General features: G+C 70.6%; 14 protein-coding genes. 13 read left to right on the top strand and 1 reads right to left on the bottom strand.

All coding sequences use genetic code 11. The features are described from left to right. Positions 1–167 precede the first annotated feature (167 nt). The 9 genes from recC to VGN58_RS17350 all read left to right on the top strand — a co-directional run bounded on the left by recC (position 168) and on the right by VGN58_RS17350 (position 12,526). Positions 168–3,482, top strand: coding sequence for an exodeoxyribonuclease V subunit gamma (recC, locus tag VGN58_RS17390; protein ID WP_327484427.1), 3,315 nt, complete (start codon positions 168–170; stop codon positions 3,480–3,482). Then, positions 3,479–7,117, top strand: coding sequence for an exodeoxyribonuclease V subunit beta (locus tag VGN58_RS17385; protein WP_327484426.1), 3,639 nt, complete (start codon positions 3,479–3,481; stop codon positions 7,115–7,117). Before recC ends, VGN58_RS17385 begins: the two co-directional genes overlap by 4 nt. Next, positions 7,114–9,030, top strand: coding sequence for an exodeoxyribonuclease V subunit alpha (gene recD, locus VGN58_RS17380; protein WP_327484425.1), 1,917 nt, complete (start codon positions 7,114–7,116; stop codon positions 9,028–9,030). Before VGN58_RS17385 ends, recD begins: the two co-directional genes overlap by 4 nt. Before the next feature lie 233 nt (positions 9,031–9,263). Continuing rightward, positions 9,264–9,539 carry a hypothetical protein gene (locus tag VGN58_RS17375; protein WP_327484424.1) on the top strand — a complete coding sequence of 92 codons (276 nt, stop codon included), beginning with the start codon at positions 9,264–9,266 and terminating at the stop codon, positions 9,537–9,539. A gap of 8 nt (positions 9,540–9,547) precedes the next feature. After that, entirely contained in the window at positions 9,548–9,892 is a 345-nt protein-coding gene (locus VGN58_RS17370) for a hypothetical protein (RefSeq protein ID WP_327484423.1), read from the top strand. 229 nt (positions 9,893–10,121) lie between these two features. Next, positions 10,122–10,277: a hypothetical protein gene (locus tag VGN58_RS17365; protein WP_327484422.1), complete on the top strand. Its 156-nt coding sequence runs from the start codon at positions 10,122–10,124 to the stop codon at positions 10,275–10,277. Positions 10,278–10,400: 123 nt separating this feature from the next. Then, positions 10,401–11,225: a transglutaminase family protein gene (locus VGN58_RS17360; protein ID WP_327484421.1), complete on the top strand. Its 825-nt coding sequence runs from the start codon at positions 10,401–10,403 to the stop codon at positions 11,223–11,225. Between the two features lie 214 nt (positions 11,226–11,439). Continuing rightward, a complete protein-coding gene (locus tag VGN58_RS17355) occupies positions 11,440–11,697 on the top strand; it encodes a hypothetical protein (protein WP_327484420.1) in 258 nt (85 codons plus the stop codon). Between the two features lie 133 nt (positions 11,698–11,830). Next, positions 11,831–12,526: a hypothetical protein gene (locus tag VGN58_RS17350; RefSeq protein ID WP_327484419.1), complete on the top strand. Its 696-nt coding sequence runs from the start codon at positions 11,831–11,833 to the stop codon at positions 12,524–12,526. Between the two features lie 107 nt (positions 12,527–12,633). On the opposite strand, the gene VGN58_RS17345 is transcribed toward VGN58_RS17350, so the two are convergent. After that, a complete protein-coding gene (locus VGN58_RS17345) occupies positions 12,634–13,536 on the bottom strand; it encodes a LysR family transcriptional regulator (protein WP_327484418.1) in 903 nt (300 codons plus the stop codon). A 99-nt stretch (positions 13,537–13,635) separates the two neighbouring features. Here VGN58_RS17345 and VGN58_RS17340 point away from each other — a divergent pair, with 99 nt between their 5' ends. From VGN58_RS17340 to VGN58_RS17325, 4 genes are all read left to right on the top strand, one after another. Then, a complete protein-coding gene (locus VGN58_RS17340) occupies positions 13,636–13,965 on the top strand; it encodes a nuclear transport factor 2 family protein (protein ID WP_327484417.1) in 330 nt (109 codons plus the stop codon). Next, positions 13,962–14,744, top strand: a complete 783-nt coding sequence (locus VGN58_RS17335) for an SDR family oxidoreductase (protein WP_327484416.1) — start codon at positions 13,962–13,964, stop codon at positions 14,742–14,744. Before VGN58_RS17340 ends, VGN58_RS17335 begins: the two co-directional genes overlap by 4 nt. Positions 14,745–14,940: 196 nt before the next feature. Beyond that, positions 14,941–15,726, top strand: a complete 786-nt coding sequence (locus VGN58_RS17330) for an alpha/beta hydrolase (protein ID WP_327484415.1) — start codon at positions 14,941–14,943, stop codon at positions 15,724–15,726. 120 nt (positions 15,727–15,846) lie between these two features. Then, the gene (locus tag VGN58_RS17325; RefSeq protein ID WP_327484414.1) at positions 15,847–17,433 is read left to right on the top strand and encodes a GMC family oxidoreductase; all 1,587 of its coding nucleotides are present in this window, start codon (positions 15,847–15,849) and stop codon (positions 17,431–17,433) included. Position 17,434 lies beyond the last annotated feature (1 nt).

The raw sequence follows: 17,434 nt of genomic DNA, 5'->3' as shown, positions 1-17,434 counted from the left end.
GTCGCGCATGGACGTGCGCAGCCGCTCGGCGCTGCCGAATCTTCCAGGGAAGGCTCGATGGGGCGCAGGATGGACATGCCGTTTTAAGAACGTCTTAAGCCTGCGCTCCCGGTGAGGACGACGCCGATGTCTCGGCATTCGCGACAGGCCTGCGGCAAGATGGCGTGATGCCTGCCGCCGCCCCGCCCGACTTCCGCCTGTACCCGTCCAATGCCCTGCAGCTGCTGGCCGCCCTGCTGGCGGACGAACTGCGTCGGCCGGTGCCGGGACAGTCGCCGCTGACGCCGGAGGTGGTACTGATTCCCCAGGTCGCCATGCGCCGCTGGCTGCAGGCCACGCTGGCGGCCGAGTACGGGATCGCTGCCAACCTGGAATTCCTCACCCCCGGCGAATTCGTCGCCCGCGCGCTCGAGGCCAACCTCGGACCGGCGGGCGACGACGATCTCGATGCCGCCTCGCTGCAGTGGCGCCTCTACGGGGCGCTGGAAGCACCGGCCCTGCGCCGCGATCCCGCCCTGGCCATGCTCGATGCCTGGATGGCCGATGGCGATCCGCTGAAGCCCTGGCGGCTGGCCGGCGAACTGGCCGGCGTCTACGAGAAGTACCAGGCGTGGCGGCGCGACTGGCTGCTGCGCTGGGAGGCCGGCGCCGACCGGGACGATCCGCAGGCGCGGCTGTGGCGCGCCGTCGCCGCCGGCCGCGACTACCGCGCGCGCCGCATCGACGCCTACCTGGCGCGCTTCGGGCGCGACGACGGTCCGCTGCCGCAGGGCCTGCCGAAACGGCTGCTCGTCTTCGCCACGCTCAACATCTCGCCCGACGTGCTGCGCGTGCTGGCCACCCAGGCGCGCGTCGGCACGCTGCACTTCTATCTGCCGACGCCCGCGCAGGGCTACTGGGGCGACCTGCAGACGCTGCGCGAGCGTCGCCGGGACGGCGACACCGACCTGTTCGCCGACGACGTGCAGGAAAACCCGCTGCTGCAGGCCTGGGGCGCCGCGGGTCGCGATTTCATGGCCCTGCTCGGCGACTACGACGTGGTGCATCCGCGCGCCGAGATCGATGTCTATGCCGATCCGCTCGCCGACGACGGTCCGGATACGCTGCTGCGCCGCCTGCAGTCGGACCTGTTCAACCGTCGCGCGCCGGCCTCGCCGCCGCCGCGTGCGGTGCCGGACCTGGCCGACGCCAGCCTGCAGGTGCACGCCTGCCACACGCGCCTGCGCGAACTGCAGGTGCTGCACGACCAGCTGCGTGCACTACTGGACGACCCACGCTTCGATCCGCCGCTGCAGCCGCGCGAGATCGCCGTGCTGGCGCCCGACATCGATCCCTACGTGCCGTACCTGGATGCGGTGTTCGGCGGCAGCGGCCACGACGATGCGCTGCCGTGGGCGCTGGCCGACACCAGTCCGCTGGCGAGCGAGCCGGTGGCCGAGGTGTTCCTGCGCCTGCTCGACCTGCCGCTGTCGCGTTTCGGCCTGGACGAAGTGCTGGACCTGCTCGCCAGTGCGCCGGTGGCCGAAACGACGGGCCTCGACACCGACGCCATCGACCGCCTGCACGGCTGGCTGCGCGAGGCCGGCGCGCGCTGGGGCCTGGATGCCGGCCACCGCGCCGCGTCCGATGCGCCCGCCGACGACGCCTACACCTGGCAGTTCGCGCTCGACCGCCTGCTGCTGGGCCATGCCAGCGGCGCGGAGGACATGATCGGGGGCGTCGCGCCGTGGCCGGAGCTGGAAGGCGGCGCCCTCGACGCACTGGATACGCTGGTGCGCCTGCTGCGCGAACTCGCCCGCCAGCGCCGCGTGCTCGGCGAGGCGGCGACGCCCGCGCAGTGGCGCGAACGCCTGCTGCACCTGCTGGTCGTATTGCTGCCGGAACAGCCCAGCGCTGCCCGTGCACAGCGCGCACTGGACCGCCTGCGCACCCTGATCGACCGCTTCGCCCGCGACGCGGAGACGGCGGGCTACGCCGGTGTCGTCCCGCCCGAGGTCGTGCGCGCCCACTTCGCCGACCAGCTGTCGCAGGCCGACACGCGCGCGCCGTTGCTGACCGGCGGCATCAGCGTGGGCCGCATGGTGCCGATGCGCCTGCTGCCGTTCCGCGTCATCTGCCTGCTCGGCATGAACGACGGCGACTTCCCGCGCCGCGATCCCGCCGCCGGCCTCAACAAGCTCACCGCGGAGCTGCATGCCGGCCGGCGCAAGCCCGGCGACCGCTCCACGCGCGAGGACGACCGTTTCCTGTTCCTGCAGCTGTTCGCCGCCGCGCAGGACGTGTTCTACCTCAGCTACCTCGGCGCCGATCCGCGCGACGGCAGCGTGCGCGAAGCGTCGGTGCTGGTGAGCGAGCTGCTCGACGTCGCCGCGCGTTACCACGCCGCGGCGGACGCGAAGCAGCGCCTCGTGGTCCGCCACACCTTGCAGCCGTTCGCACCCGCCGCGTTCGGCGGCGCCGACGAACCGCGCCGTTTCAGCTACCGCGCCGCCTGGCGTCCGGCGGCCGATCAGGTGGGCGGCGTACGCCGGGCGCTGCCGCCCTGGCTGGCAACGCCGTTGCCAGCTGCGGGCAAGCCCGAAGACACGCTGTCGCTGGAGACGCTGCGTCGCTTCTTCGCCGATCCGCACGGCCACTTCCTCGGCCAGCGGCTGAGCGTGCGCCTGCCGGCACCGGTACAGCAGACGGAGGACGTCGAACCGCTGGTGCTGCCCGGTCGTGGACTCGAGCGCATGCAGCTGCAGCAGGCGGTGGTGGAGGCTCTGGATGCGGGCGAGGAAACGGGTCTGCGCGAACGCCTGCGTGCCCGCGGACTGCTGCCCTCCGGCGCGTTGGGCGCGCGCCAGTTCGATGCGCTGCTCGCGCAGGCCCGCCCGTTCGCGCAGGCCCGCCGCGACTGGTTGGCGGGCGAGACCACGACGTCCGAACGCTTCGAGGTGGACATCGATGGCCAGCGCCTGCACGGCCGCATCGCCGACGTGCACCCGCGTGGCCTGGTGCGGTTGCGCGCGGAGGCCATCAACGGCATCACCGCCCTGCGCTGGGGCCTGGACTGGCTGCTCGCCAATGCGTCCGGCGCGCGCCTGCCACTGGTGCAGTTCCATGACGGCGACGGACCAGGTCCGCATGTGATCGACGCGCCGGATGCAGCGCAGGCGCGCGATGCGCTGCGCCAGCTGCTCGCGCAATACGCGTCCGGGCAACACGCTCCGTTGCCGTTCGCGCCCTATACCGGCTGGGACATCTGGAGCGCGGAACCCGGCAAACGCCGTGCCGCCGGCTGGAAACGCTGGCATGCCGACGGCAACGGCGGCTGGGCCGAAGGCGACGGCGAAGCGATCCGCCTGGCGTGGCGCGGTCGCGATCCCTTCGCCAGCGACGTTGACTACAGCGCACTCGAGCGCACCAGCCTGCACATCTACGACCTGGTGCGCCAGGGCCACGTACGCGCAGACGCCACCACGGACGGTGCCGCCGCATGAACGCGCTGGTCCCGGAAAACGAACCCTACCTGACGCGCGCCCTCGACGGTGTGCAGCTGATCGAGGCCAGCGCCGGCACCGGCAAGACGTACACGCTGGCCACGCTGTTCACGCGCCTGATCGTCGAGCAGCGGCTGCGCATGGGCCAGGTGCTGGCGGTGACCTATACCGAGGCCGCCACGCAGGAGCTGCGCAAGCGCATCCGCGAACGGCTGGCGCTGGCCGCCGACCTGGTCGGTACGCCGCCGTGCGAGGACGAGAAGCACGAGCCCGCGCTGACGCGCTTCATCATCGATCGGCATCTCGCCGTGGGCGGGGAAACGGCGGCGCAACTGGCGCGCCGGCTGCGCATCGCCGCCGAGGAAACCGACATCGCAGCCATCTTCACCATCCACGGTTTCTGCGCGCGCGTGCTGCGCGAACACGCACTCGAGGCCGGCCAGGGATTCGATGCGGGCGAACTGCTCGCCAATACGCGCGCGCTGCATGCGGATCTCGCGGCCGACCTGTGGCGGGCCTATGCCGCCGATCCGGCGACCGTCGATGCGCTGGCCGGCCTGTGGAGCGGTCCCGATGCGCTGGCAGAAGACCTGCCGGCGCTATGCGGGCCCTTGCCTCTGCTGCCACCGGCGCCGTCCGGCGACGACAGCGAACGTCAGATCGCCGTCCAGGCCACGCGTGCCGGCCGCGCCGCGCATCTGGTGGACGCGATCGGCCTGCACCTGGCCGACGCTCGGGCGGCGATCGCCGCGGCGTTCGATCACAAGGTCTTCGATGGTCGTCGCGCGCGTCGCCCCAGTTTCGACAAGGCGTTCGAGGAACTGCAGGCCGGTGCCGCGCTGGCCGAGTGGCCGCGCACCGACAAGACGCATGTGCAGAAGTTGCTGCCGGACGCGCTGCGCGGCTTCTGCAAGGACACGGGCGATGCCCGCGTGCCCGCCTCGCCGCTGTTCGACGCCTGGCGCGACTGGTGTGAAGCCGACGACGCCTGGCAACAGCTGCAGCTGCGCCTTCGCGCCGGCCTGCTGCACCGCCTGCGCGACGACGCGCGACGACGGCTCGATCACCTCAAGCGTGTCCGTCGCGTGCAGACCTACGACGACCTGATCGAACGCGTCGCCGTCGCGCTCGACGGCCCGCATCGGCAGGCGCTGGTCGCTGCCCTGCGCGCGCAGTACCGCGTGGCGCTGGTGGACGAGTTCCAGGACACCGACGAACGCCAGTGGCGGATCTTCGCGCGCGCGTTCGGCGATTCCGACGAAGTCCGCGCGCTGGGCGAAACGCCGGCGCTGTTCCTGATCGGCGATCCCAAGCAGGCCATCTACGGCTTCCGCGGCGGCGACGTCGCCACCTACCTGCTCGCGCGGCGTACGGCGGACGAGGCGCCGCGGCTGGCGTACAACTTCCGCTCGCGCCCTGCGGTGCTGCGTGCGGTGCGCGCGCTGTACGACCGCGCGGCAGCGGCCGGGCAGGACGCGTTTGCGCATCCCGACATCCGCTTCGAGCCGGTCGAGCCCGGCGGCAACCGCGGCGACGACGATTACCGCGCCGGCGACCATGCTGCGCCGGCGCTCACCCTGCGGCTGCTGCACAGCGACGACGGCGCGCCGCTCGATGCCGACGGCTCGCGCGAGGCCGCGACCGCCGCCTGCGTGGCCGACATCCATCGCGTGCTCGCCGACGCGCGCGCGGGGCGTGCGCGGATCGACGGACGTCCGGTGCGGCCCGGCGACATCGCGGTGCTCGTGCGCAACCACAAGGAAGCCACCCGGGTGCAGCAGGCGCTCGCCCGTGCCGGCGTGCCGGCCGTGGCGGCGGGAAAGCAGAGCCTGTTCGCCAGCACCGAGGCAGGCGAACTGCGCACACTGCTGCTGGCGCTGCTGCATCCGGCCGACAGCGGGCGCCTGCGCGCCGCGCTGGCCACCGTGCTGCTCGGCGAAGACGCCATCGCGCTCGCCGCGCTGGACGAAGACGGCGAGGCCCAGCGCCAGCACCAGTCGCGCCTGCTGCACTGGCGCGAACGCTGGCAGCGCGGCGGACCGTTCGCGCTGGTGTCCGAGCTGTGCGCCGCACAGGCCGAACGCCTGCTTGGCCTGCTCGACGGCGAGCGCCGCCTGACCAATTACCTGCAGCTCGGTGAACACCTGCAGGAAGCCAGCGCACGCACGCTGGGCCTGCACGGGCTGCTGGACTGGCTGCAGGCCCGCATGGCCGACGCCGATGCCGACGACGAAACACAGCTGCTGCGGCTGGAATCCGACGCGCTGCGCGTGCAGATCGTCACCCTGCACAAGAGCAAGGGACTGGAGTATCCGCTGGTCTACCTGCCGTTCGCCGGTTTGGGCACCTCGCGCCCCGACAGCGGCCGCCATCGCGTGGTCCACGACGGCACGCAGCGCGTGCTGCAGTGGAAGCTCGACAAGGACGATCCCGCCTGGAAGGCCGCCGGCGACGCCGCGCGGCGCGACGCGACCGCCGAAGACGCGCGCCTGCTCTATGTCGGCCTGACCCGTGCCGCGCATGCACTATGGATCGCGGCCGGTGGCGTGAAGGACTTCGACAGAAGCCGTCTCGCGCCGCTGCTCGCCGGCATCGCCGACCTGCGCGCGCACGCCGACATCCGCATCGTCGAAGGCCCGGCCGAACCGCCTCCAGCGCGCCTGCCCGCCGAGCACGACACCGCCATCGTCCCCGCGCGCGTCGCCACGCGCCGCATCGTCGCCGACTGGTGGGTCTACAGCTTCACCCAGCTCGCGCATGCCGAAGGCGGCGGCGATCCGCTGGCGGCATCGACGCAGGCCGATCCGGGTGGCGAGGACGAAACACCCGCGTCCGAGGTCGACGCGCTGCCCGACGTCATCGCCCAGCCCGCCGCGACCGTCGATCCGCGCTTCGCCGGCAGCCGCTTCGGCGTGGTGATGCATGCCGCGCTGGAACATGCCGACTTCGCCGCCTGGCGCGACTGGCGGCCCGGCGAGGCCGCCCCGGCGGGGCAGGAGGCGGTCATCGCCGAGGCGTTGTGCGAGGGCGGTTATGCCGAAGCCGACGTCGCCGACGGCCTGGCCGTGCTGGTGCCGCTGGTCGGCCACACCTTGGGCACCGCGCTGCCCGAAGGCCTCCGCCTGGCCGACCTGCCGACGGCGCAGCGCCGTGCGGAAATCGAGTTCCATTTCGCCATGCAGCCCACCCGCGTGTCCGACCTGCTGGCGCTGCTGCACCGCCACGGCCTGCTGCGTCATCGCAGCGCGTTCGGTACGCGGCAGCGGCTGGAAGGGCTGATGACCGGCCTGATCGATCTCACCTACCTCCACGACGGCCGCTGGTACGTGCTCGACTACAAGTCCAACCAGCTGCCCGGCTACGACGCGGCGGCCCTGCAGCAGGCGATGACCCACAGCGAGTACGACCTGCAGGCGCTGATCTATACGCTGGCGCTGCACCGCTGGCTGCGTTTCCGGCTGGGCGATGCCTACGACTATGCGCGCGATGTCGGCGGCATCCGTTACCTGTTCTGCCGCGGCCTGGACCTGACGCGCGACGCGTCGCCGGGCGTGCATGCACAGCGGTTCCCGCCGGACCTGGTACATGCGCTGGACGCGCTGTTCGCCGGCGCAGCGTCGGGAGCCGCCGCATGAGCCTGCTCGACGCGCTTCACAAAGGGGGCCACCTGCGCACGCTCGACCATGCCCTGGCGCAGAGCCTGCGCCGGCTGCAGCGCGACACGCCCGATGGCGTGCTCGCCGCCGCTGCGCTGGCGTCGCTGGCGGTCGCCAAGGGCCACGCCGGGCTGTCGCTGTCGGCCCCGTGGCAGCTGCTCGAGCACGACGCCGATCTTCCCTGGCCCGCCGGGGACGCGTGGCGTGCGCAACTGGCTGCATCGCGCTGGATCGCAACGCCTTGCGATGCGGTGGCGGCCTCCGATCCGCACGTGCCGCTCGTGCTGGAAGGCGACTTGCTTTACCTGCGCCGCTATCGCGAGTACGAACGCGCGCTGGCGCTGGGCCTGCAGCGCATCGCAACCCACGCACCGACTGCCGGCGACGTGGCGGCGCTGGCGCCGTTGTTCGCCATGCTCTTTCCGCAGGCCACGCACGACGACCACCAGGCGCGCGCTGCTGCGCTCGTGCTGCGGCATGCGCTGCTGTTGGTGACCGGTGGTCCGGGCACCGGCAAGACCACCACCACCGCGCGCCTGCTGGTACTGCTGGCGGCGCAGGCGCGCCATGCCGGGCACGCGGTGCCGCGCATCGCCCTGGCCGCCCCCACCGGACGCGCCGCCGAACGCATGGCCGAAAGCGTGCGCCACGCCGCGCATGCGCTGGCGGCGTCCGGTGTCGACGCCGACCTGCTCGCGGCATTGCCCGCGACCGGCACTACGCTGCATCGCCTGCTCGGCACGATTCCCGATTCGCCGCGCTTCCGGCACGACCGCGACGACCCGTTGCCGTTCGACGTGGTGGTGGTCGACGAAGCCTCGATGATCGACCTGCCGTTGATGGCCAAGCTGGTCGACGCCATCGCCGATGGCACGCGCCTGGTGCTGCTGGGCGATCCCGACCAGCTTCCCTCGGTGGAAGCCGGCGACGTGCTGGCCGCCATCCTCGGCGCCGCCGGCGACGGCGCCGCGCTCGCGCAGGATGATGCGGACGCGTTGCATCCGCTGCTCGGCGAACCGTCCCACCGTCATGCCCGCGAAGTCGTGGAACCAGCGCCTTCCAGCGCAACCGCCGATGCCGGCCCACGCCCAGACGATCGAACGACGTTCCCCGGCATCCGCGTGCACCTGCAGCGCGGCTGGCGTCAGAGCGAAGCGCTGCAGCTGGCACCGCTGGCCGCCGCCGTGCGCCAGGGCGAGGCCGACACGTCGCTGGATCTGCTCCGCAGCGGCACGCTGTCGAACGTGCATTTCCACGAAGGCCTGGCAGATCCGCTCGGTGCGCACCGCGAGGCCCTGCTCGCCCACTGGCGCGCGCTGGCCCATGCCGCGACGCCGGCCGATGCGCTGGCGCAGTCCACGCGTCTGCGCCTGCTCACCGCCGTGCGCGAGGGCGCCCAGGGCGCACGCACGCTCAACGCCCGCATCGAACGCCTGCTGCTCGATACAGGCGCCGGCACATCGCGCAGTGGACCCGGGCATTTCCATGGCCAGCTGCTGATCGTCACCGAGAACAGCTACCGCCACCGCCTGTTCAACGGCGACATCGGCCTCTGCCTGCGCGACGAGCGCGGCGCGCTGGTCGCGTGGTTCCCGGGTGAAGAGGCCGCACAGCCGCGCGCATTCCATCCTGCCGCGCTGCCCGCGCACGAGTCGGCGTTCGCGATGACGGTACACAAGGCGCAGGGATCGGAATTCGATACGGTCTGGCTGCTGCTGCCCGCCCGCAGCAACCGCGTGCTCTCGCGTGAACTGGTCTATACCGGCATCACCCGCGCCCGCCGCGAACTGCATGTCGCCGGCAGCGATACGGTGATCCGCGAGGCACTGGCCCGGCATGCCAGCCGATGGTCGGGGCTGGGGTGGCGGTTGGGCGCGGGTGCATCGCGCTGAACCGTGCGGTCCCTCGCGTGATGGCCGCTGAGATGGAGCGATCCGGAGACTGCGCTCGATCGCAGTGAAAGCGCGTGCCAGTCCCCACCTGGGCGCGCACGCATTTGCGATAACCCGCCCAACCGCGTATACCTGTCCAGGCTGACTGGCAGTCGCCTCCGCCGCCTCCTGCGGGCTGACCTCTCTTCCTCTCGGCCTGACGACGCGATCGCGCGCGTGCCGACGAGGTGCATGTGTCCCACCAGCAGGTCCAGGTTTTCATTCTCCATCTCGGGCAGCAGCAATCCATCGGGCCGGACGATCTGCGGGTGATGTGGGCGACCGCCTGCGAGTCGATGGACATCGCGGTGTCGCGACGCCCGCCGTCGCAAGGCCAGCATGCCAATGGTCGACCCTGCTTCGGTTTGTGGGCAGGCCGGCAGTTCCATCGCGTCCCGGCGGAGAAGCGCATGCGCCGTCTGCTGGAAGCACGCGGTTTCCAATTCACGTTGACGCATACCGCCCTGTAGGAGGGTGCATGACTTTTGATGTCGGGATCGGCAAGTGCCGGTCGGTGCAATCGGATTCGGTGGATGTGTGGGTGGACGGCTCCATCGTCCGGCGGCTTGCGCCGGAGACCAAGTGGCAGCGGGATGGCATCAGCGTGCTGCAGGTGCCGGCGAAGGTGTGCAGTGCGCGCCATCGCGTGGCGGTCGGTGAAGAGGTGTTCCTCGATACGGCGCTGATCAATCCCAACAGCGCGGGCAAGCTGGATGTCGAAGGCAGCGGCGACTACGCCAAGGCGCGCCTGTCGCTGCTGGTGCCCACCCTCGATCCCGCGCCCACCCCGCCCACGCCGTCGCGCAAGGCCAGCTGGCGCTGACACGTCACCGCCCGGCGCGTCCATGCCGTCGGGCACGATCTTCCCTCACGCGCTCCGCACGGGAGCTGTGCGAAGGTGAGCGCCGACGTCGCCGGGGCTCACCGTGAACACGCGCACTCCGCTCAGCTCCGCTGCCGGACGGATTCACCTGGGACATGGGCGAACGTTGCCGCACGCGGGTCCGCCATGGCGTGCGCATCGTCGAGCCGGCCCCGAGCGGCAAGGGTGGATGGCAAGGATCCTGATCAGCGGCACGGACGTGCGCCAGGAACAGATCGCCGTGCGGTCGCTGGACGCAGGCACCGCATGGGCCACGCGCTGGATGCGGGAGCGCCAGGCCGCGCTGCTCCGCCTAGTGGCCGGGCAGATGCCGTTGGCCCCGTGAGCGCTCGCAGTCCGGGTGCCGGCGCTTTTGCGCGAGCATCCCGCCGCCGCGCGTAGTCCGCGCACGGACGCCTGCCGTCCTGCTGCCGATCACCGCGCGCCTCGAAGCGCCAGGGCTTCCGCCATGAACAACCCCCCGAACGGATCGAACATGCGCCTGCTGGCCGGATGCGAACTGACGGTCGAATCGATCGAAGACTGCGCGGTGGTCGCCATGCTGCGTCCGCGCAGCGGCGATGCGCAATGGCTGATCAGCGAAACCTATGCCTTCGATCCCCACGTCCGGCCGACCGAGTTCGTCGACGTGTTCGGCAACCTGTGCCAGCGCTTCGTGGTGCCGCGCGGGCGCATGCGCATCCGCGCCGAACTGGAGGTGGAGACCGAGCGCGATATCGCCCTTGCGCCGTGGGTCGCGCCGGTGCCGGCGGCCCTGCTGCCCGATCACACGCTGCAGTACCTGTTGCCGAGCCGCTACTGCCCGAGCGATCGCACGTTCGAGCAGGCGCAGGCGATCGTCGAGGCGGCCGGTCCGCGCAGTGGCCAGGTCGGCGCCGTCGTGGAATGGATCCGCACGCACATCGCGTACCGGTACGGCGTCAGCGATGCCAGCACGGACGCACTCGGCACGATGGAAGCGGGCGCGGGCGTCTGCCGCGACCAGGCCCATGTCGGCATCACGCTGTGCAGGAGCCTGCGGATTCCGGCCCGCATGGTGGTCGGCTATCTGCACGGACTGGCGCCGATGGATCTGCATGCGTGGTTCGAGGCGTATCTGGATGGACGCTGGTACACCTTCGATCCGACGCAGTCCGCGCCGCGCGGCGGCCGCATCGTGGTCGCCTACGGTCGCGATGCCGCAGACGTGGCGTTCCTGACCCATCACGGCTGGCTGCAGACGTTGGATCTGCAGGTATGGGTCGGTGAGCGAATGGATGAAATACGGCGTTGATTCACTGCAGGACGTCAACCTTAGTGGAGCGGTTTTCCAACAGGTTTCACGCTTTCCGGCCGCTGCGCGACGCGATTTCTTTCTGACGGACGGCCAACGCGTGAACACCGTCTTCACAGCGTCTCGACGTACGCCAATTCCAGCTGAAGGCGGTTGCCGGGGTGAACGAAAAAGGCCGCTATATTCCGGTTCCCCCAGACGAAGGAGGATTGGAATGTTCCAGAAAAAACAACACCTGACGATCGGCGTGGCGCTGCTGGCCACGCTCGCCTTTTCCGGCTGCGCCACGTACGACGACGAGTTCGCGGGCATCAACTCGCGCCTCGACCAGCTCGACACGCGCGTGCAGGGCGCCGCACAGAGCGCCGAGTCGGCCAATCAGTCCGCCCAGCAGGCCAACCAGCGCCTGGACCAGATCGAAGGTCGCGTCCGTCAGCTGGAAGCCGCACCGCGTCGCGTGCCGCGCGGTTGATGTCACCGGACCGGTGGCCCCTGCGGGCCACCGGTCTGCCCATCGTCACCCTTCACTCCCTCACTGAGCCGAGGAACGTCCCATCGGTACGCATACTCATCCCTTGATCCGGACCGCCTGTGGAGCGCTGGCGTTGACGCTGGCATTCGCGTGCGCGGACGTCGCCAGCGCCCGGGACGGCAAGGACAAGGCAGGTGCCGCGCCGCCCGCCGCGGCCCTCGACCAGCTTCCCCCCGGCCAGGACGTGGCCGACACCGTCATCGAACTCGCCGGCTGGGTCGTGGCGAGCAAGGACAGCCAGGGCTATCCGTTCGCGATCATGGACAAGGCCGCCGCACAGATCCTCGTGTTCGACGGCAATGGCCGGCTTCGCGGTGCGGCGCCCGGGCTCTTCGGCTCGGCCGTCGGCGATCACACCGCGCCCGGCGTGGCCGGCCTTGCGCTGCGTGAAATCCCGGGCAGGGATCGCACCACGCCTGCGGGCCGTTTCGTGGGCGGCTACGGTCCGTCCATCGACGCCGGACGCGTGCTGTGGGTCGACCACGAATCCGCCGTCTCCATCCATCCGACCGCCACCGGCGTCCCGGCGGAAAGGCGCGTCGAACGCCTGGCATCGCCGACGCCCGACGACAACCGCATCACGCACGGCTGCATCAACGTCTCGCCCGAGTTCTACGAACAGGTCATGCGCACGACGTTCGAGCGCGGCGGCGTGTTCTACATCCTGCCCGACAAGAAATCACTCGCGGACACCTTTCCCGAGTTCGCGCAAAGCCGCGCGGCGGCCGAACGCGGCGATCGCAAGGGCGCACGCGCCTCGCGCGATTGACGCAGGCCTGATTGCGCGCAGCCCACGCGCGTGCCGGCGATGACCCTCGCGCTTGGCAAAGACACGGCGCGTGCGTCGCGCCGCTGTCCTGCGTCGTTGCAACCTGCTCAACCCAGGTCGCGATCGAGCAGGCAGTCGATGAAGGCCCGGAGCGCCGGCAGCATGTAGCGCCGGCTCGAGTAGTAGAGGAACAGGCCGGGTACCGTCGGCGACCAGTCGGCGAGCACGCGCTTGAGCCGTCCATCGCGCAACGCCTCGGCGATGTCGTCGTCGTTGTACGCGTACAGGATGCCGAGCCCCTGCAGCGCGGCGGGCACGATGATGTCCTGGTGGTTCGAGATCACCTTTCCCTCGCCGAAGAATTCGACCGCCTTGCGCTTCTTCTCGAACGACCAGCCGGCGATCTTGCCGCTGCCGGGGAAGCGCCAGTTGATGCACGCGTGCTGGCTCAGATCCGCCGGCGTCTTCGGTTCGCCGTGCCGGGCGAGGTAGTCGGGCGACGCCACGGCGAGCAGCTCGAAGTCGGGCGTGAGCCGCACCGCCACCATGTCCTTCTGCAGCCGGCCGCCCACCCGGATGCCGGCGTCGAATCCTTCGGCTGCGATATCGCTCAGGCCGTCGTCGATGACGATGTCGAGCACGACGTCGGGATGCGCGAGGGCGAACCGTCCCAACCGTGGCGCGATCACTCGCTTGGCCGCCATGCTCAGCGTGTTGATGCGCAGGGTCCCGGCGGTGCGCGCACGCGTGCCCACGGCCTGCGCCACGGCGTCATCCATGTCGCGGAGCATCGGCGCGATGCGCTCGTGCAGCTGCCGTCCGGGTTCGGTCGGTGACACGCTGCGGGTGGTGCGGTTCAACAATCGAACGCCGAGCCGGGCTTCCAGCTGCCGGATGATCTGGCTGAGGGCCGAGCGCGACAGCCCCAGGTGGTCGGCGGCCCGGGCGAAGCTGGCCCGGTCGACCACGGCCACGAAGGCCTTGAGTTCGGCAAATTCCGAACCGCGCATTGTGTACCGATTCCTACATGGCCTGATCGGATAATAGGCGATTCTCTAATCCTGCAGGGCGCTTCAAGCTGGCTCCACCCACCCCACCGGAGCCCTGCCATGAAAGCGCTGGACCTGCCTGAACCCATTGCCGCCTACTTCGAGGCCGACCGTCAGGACGGCCAGGCCGTCGCCCGCTGCTTCACCCGGGACGGCGTCGTCCTGGACGAAGGCCATACCCATTCGGGCCTCGCCGCGATCGAAGCCTGGAAGACCGCGTCGTCCGCCACGTACACCTACACCGCGACGCCCCACACGCTGGAGACGCAGGGCCGCAGCTACACCGTGACCAGCCAGGTGTCGGGCGACTTCCCGGGCAGCCCGCTGGACCTGCGTTATCGCTTCACGCTGGAGCGCGGCAAGATCGCCACGCTGGAGATCGCGCCATGAGTTTCGACCTCCAGCTGGCTGGCAAGCGCATCCTGGTCACCGGCGGCACGCGAGGGGTCGGTGCGGCCGTCGTCGAACGGCTGATCCAGCTCGGAGCGCGCGTCGCGACGACCGCGCGCTCGGTGCCGGACACGCCGCTCGAGCATGTCCACTACGTGGCGGCCGACCTGGCTACCGCCGACGGCGTGCGCGCGGCGGCGGAGGCGGCCCGGCACGAACTCGGCGGCATCGACATCCTGATCAATGTGGTCGGCGGGTCGTCGGCCCCCGCAGGCGGTTTCGCCGTGCTGGACGATGCGGAGTGGGCCAAGGCGCTCGACGTGAACCTGATGTCGGCCGTGCGGATGGATCGCGCGCTGCTGCCGGCGATGCTCGCGCAGGGGTCCGGCGTGATCCTGCACGTGACGTCGATCCAGCGCGTGCTGCCGCTGCACGACGCCACCATCGCCTATGCCGCCGCCAAGGCCGCGCTGTCCACCTACAGCAAGGCGCTCTCCAAGGAAGTGACGCCCCAGGGCGTGCGGGTGGTCCGCGTCTCGCCGGGCTGGGTCGAGACGGAAGCCGCGGTCGACTTCCTCGGCGGCATCGCGGCCAATGTGGGCACGGATTACGAAGGCGCCAGGCGGATGGTCATGGAGGCGCTGGGCGGCATCCCGTTGGGACGGCCTGCCCAGCCGAGCGAGGTCGCCGACCTCATCGCGTTCCTGGTGTCGCCGCGGGCGGCGTCCGTGTCGGGGTCGGAACACGTGATCGACGGCGGCACCGTCCCGACCGCGTAAGCCCTGCCGCTGCTCCCGGGCCCTCGCTGCCTGTCGCGACCCGGCGGGCAGCTGCAGGGGTGATTGTCGGAGCGGTACTTACGATCAAGTTATCAGGACTATTCGTAACTGAAAGTTCTGCGCGTGCCGGCAAAGTACCCCTGCCGGCCGACGCCGCACCCCGAACGCCACCCACCACCGCTCCGAGGACACGACCATGTTCAAGCTCATTCCCGCCCTGCTCGCCGCCGCGCTGGCCGCCAGCCTGTCTCCCTCTGCCCATGCCACCGAGGCCGTCCGCGACGGCGGCCAGGTGAGGAACGTCGTGCTGGTGCACGGCGCCTTCGCCGATGGATCCGGATGGCGCCCGGTGTACGAGGATCTCACCGCGCGCGGCTACCGCGTCTCCATCGTGCAGAACCCGCTGACCTCGCTGGCCGACGATGTGGCCGCCACGAAACGCGTACTGGACCGCCAGGACGGCCCCGCCATCCTGGTCGGACACTCCTGGGGCGGCACGGTCATCACCGAAGCCGGCGTGCACGACAAGGTCGCCGGTCTGGTCTACGTGTCGGCGCTGGCGCCGGACGCCGGCGAAACCACCGCCCAGCAGTACACCGGCTTCGCGCCCACGCCGGAGTTCGTGATCGAGACCAGCGCCGACGGCTTCGGCTTCATCCATCCTGCCAAGTTCAAGGCCGGCTTCGCCCACGACACCACCGATGCCGATGCCGCGTTCCTGCGCGACTCGCAGGTGCCCATCAACATGTCGGCCTTCGGCACCCCGCTGACCCACGCCGCGTGGCGCAGCAAGCCCAGCTGGGCCGTGATCGCCACCGAAGACAAGGCCTTCGACCAGGCGATGCTGATCCACATGGCCGAACGCATCGACGCGCGCATCACCAAGGTCTCCGCCAGCCATGCGGTCTTCATGACGCAGCCCAAGGTGGTCGCCGACACGATCGACCGCGCGGCGCGCGACGCCGGCCAGGCGGCCAGGTAAGCACGCCGGGGCGCGACGGTCGCACTCGCCGCCGCGTCCCCCTCCTTTCTCCTCTCCCCCACGACGGGTGGCCCCGGCCGGCTGCCCGAAGGTCTTTCCCTGCCCGGAGCCTCTGCCGTCATGTCCATTCCTCCCGCGTCGTACGCGCCCTCCCTGACGACCGGCGCACCCTCCGGCCGTTTCGATTTCATCGTCTGCGGCGCCGGACCGGCCGGCTGCGCCCTCGCCGGCCGGTTGGCCGAGCATCCGGGCGTGCGTGTGCTGCTGGTGGAAGCGGGCGGCGCCGATACGCTGCCGGAGATCCTCGAGCCGACCCAGTGGCCGCTCAACCTGGGCTCGGATCGCGACTGGGGTTTCGTGGCGCAGTCCAACCCGCACCTCAACCACCGCGCCATCCCGCTCAACATGGGCAAGGTGCTGGGCGGCAGCTCCAGCATCAACGTGATGGTGTGGGCACGCGGCCACCAGGCCGACTGGGACCAGTTCGCCGAGGAAGCCGGCGACGATGACTGGGGTTATCGGTCCGTCCTCGGGATCTACCGGCGTATCGAAGACTGGCGCGGCCTGCCCGATGCCGCCCGTCGCGGCACCGGCGGGCCGGTGCACGTGGAAACCCCGCCGCATCCGCAGCCCGTGGCGATCGCCATGGTCGAAGCGGCGAAAACCCTCGGAATACCCACGTTCGACAGCCCCAATGGCGCGATGATGGAAGGCCGTGGCGGGGTCGCGCTCAACGATCTGATCGTCAAGGCCGGACAGCGCTCATCGCTCTTCCGCGCCTACATCCTCCCGAAACTGGGGCAGCCCAACCTGACGGTGATGACGGGCGCACAGGTCAGCAGACTCGTGCTCGAAGGCACTACGGTCGTCGGCGTCGAGATCACCCAGGGTGCGCAGCGCACGCGCATCCTGGCCGATCGCGAAGTGATCCTGTCGATGGGCGCGATCAATACGCCCAAGGTGCTGATGCAGTCCGGCATCGGCCCCGAGGAGGAACTGGCACCGCATGGCATCCCGGTGATCCAGCACCTGCCCGGTGTCGGGCGGAACCACCAGGACCACGTGTCCTTCGGCTGTCTGTTCGAGGCGAACGCGCCGGTGGGTGTGGGCAACGGCGGATCGGAAGCCACACTGTACTGGAAGACCGATGCCGCATTGGCTGCGCCCGACGTCTTCCATTGCCAGCTGGAGTTCCCCGTACCGACGCCGGAAACCGCGCATCGCGGCGTGCCGGCGCATGGCTGGATGACCTTCGCCGGACTGTCGCATCCCAAGAGCCGCGGCTCGGTGCATCTCACCGGTGCCGATCCCGACGCGCCCCCGCGGATCCAGGCCAATACGCTGTCGCATCCCGACGATCTGCGTGACGCCAGGGCGACTGTCGCGCTGGCCCGGGAGATGGCGCACGCCTCGCCCTTCAGGAACCTCTTGAAGCGCGAAGCGATGCCCGGAAACCTGGGCACCTCCGAGATGGACACCTATCTCCGCGACGCGGCCGTGACCTTCTGGCACCAGGCATGCACGGCGAAGATGGGACGCGATGCGATGTCCGTGGTCAACGGCAACCTGCAGGTCTACGGCATCGAGCGTCTGCGCATCGCCGACGCCTCCGTCCTGCCGAATGTCCCGAGCGGCAACACGATGGCGCCGTGCGTCGTGATCGGCGAGCGGGCGGCGGAGATCATCGGGCGTGCGCACCGGCTCTGAC

The organism is Pseudoxanthomonas sp. (assembly GCF_035999195.1).
Lineage (GTDB): Bacteria > Pseudomonadota > Gammaproteobacteria > Xanthomonadales > Xanthomonadaceae > Pseudoxanthomonas_A.
This window is presented reverse-complemented; position numbering and strand designations above follow the sequence as displayed.

Coding starts and splice junctions, on each gene's coding strand:
- VGN58_RS17370 (WP_327484423.1), top strand. CDS start 9,548: ATGACTTTTGATGTCGGGATCGGCAAGTGCCGGTCGGTGCAATCGGAT.
- VGN58_RS17385 (WP_327484426.1), top strand. CDS start 3,479: ATGAACGCGCTGGTCCCGGAAAACGAACCCTACCTGACGCGCGCCCTC.
- recD (WP_327484425.1), top strand. CDS start 7,114: ATGAGCCTGCTCGACGCGCTTCACAAAGGGGGCCACCTGCGCACGCTC.
- VGN58_RS17365 (WP_327484422.1), top strand. CDS start 10,122: ATGGCAAGGATCCTGATCAGCGGCACGGACGTGCGCCAGGAACAGATC.
- VGN58_RS17330 (WP_327484415.1), top strand. CDS start 14,941: ATGTTCAAGCTCATTCCCGCCCTGCTCGCCGCCGCGCTGGCCGCCAGC.
- VGN58_RS17355 (WP_327484420.1), top strand. CDS start 11,440: ATGTTCCAGAAAAAACAACACCTGACGATCGGCGTGGCGCTGCTGGCC.
- recC (WP_327484427.1), top strand. CDS start 168: ATGCCTGCCGCCGCCCCGCCCGACTTCCGCCTGTACCCGTCCAATGCC.
- VGN58_RS17325 (WP_327484414.1), top strand. CDS start 15,847: ATGTCCATTCCTCCCGCGTCGTACGCGCCCTCCCTGACGACCGGCGCA.
- VGN58_RS17340 (WP_327484417.1), top strand. CDS start 13,636: ATGAAAGCGCTGGACCTGCCTGAACCCATTGCCGCCTACTTCGAGGCC.
- VGN58_RS17360 (WP_327484421.1), top strand. CDS start 10,401: ATGAACAACCCCCCGAACGGATCGAACATGCGCCTGCTGGCCGGATGC.
- VGN58_RS17335 (WP_327484416.1), top strand. CDS start 13,962: ATGAGTTTCGACCTCCAGCTGGCTGGCAAGCGCATCCTGGTCACCGGC.
- VGN58_RS17345 (WP_327484418.1), bottom strand. CDS start 13,536: ATGCGCGGTTCGGAATTTGCCGAACTCAAGGCCTTCGTGGCCGTGGTC.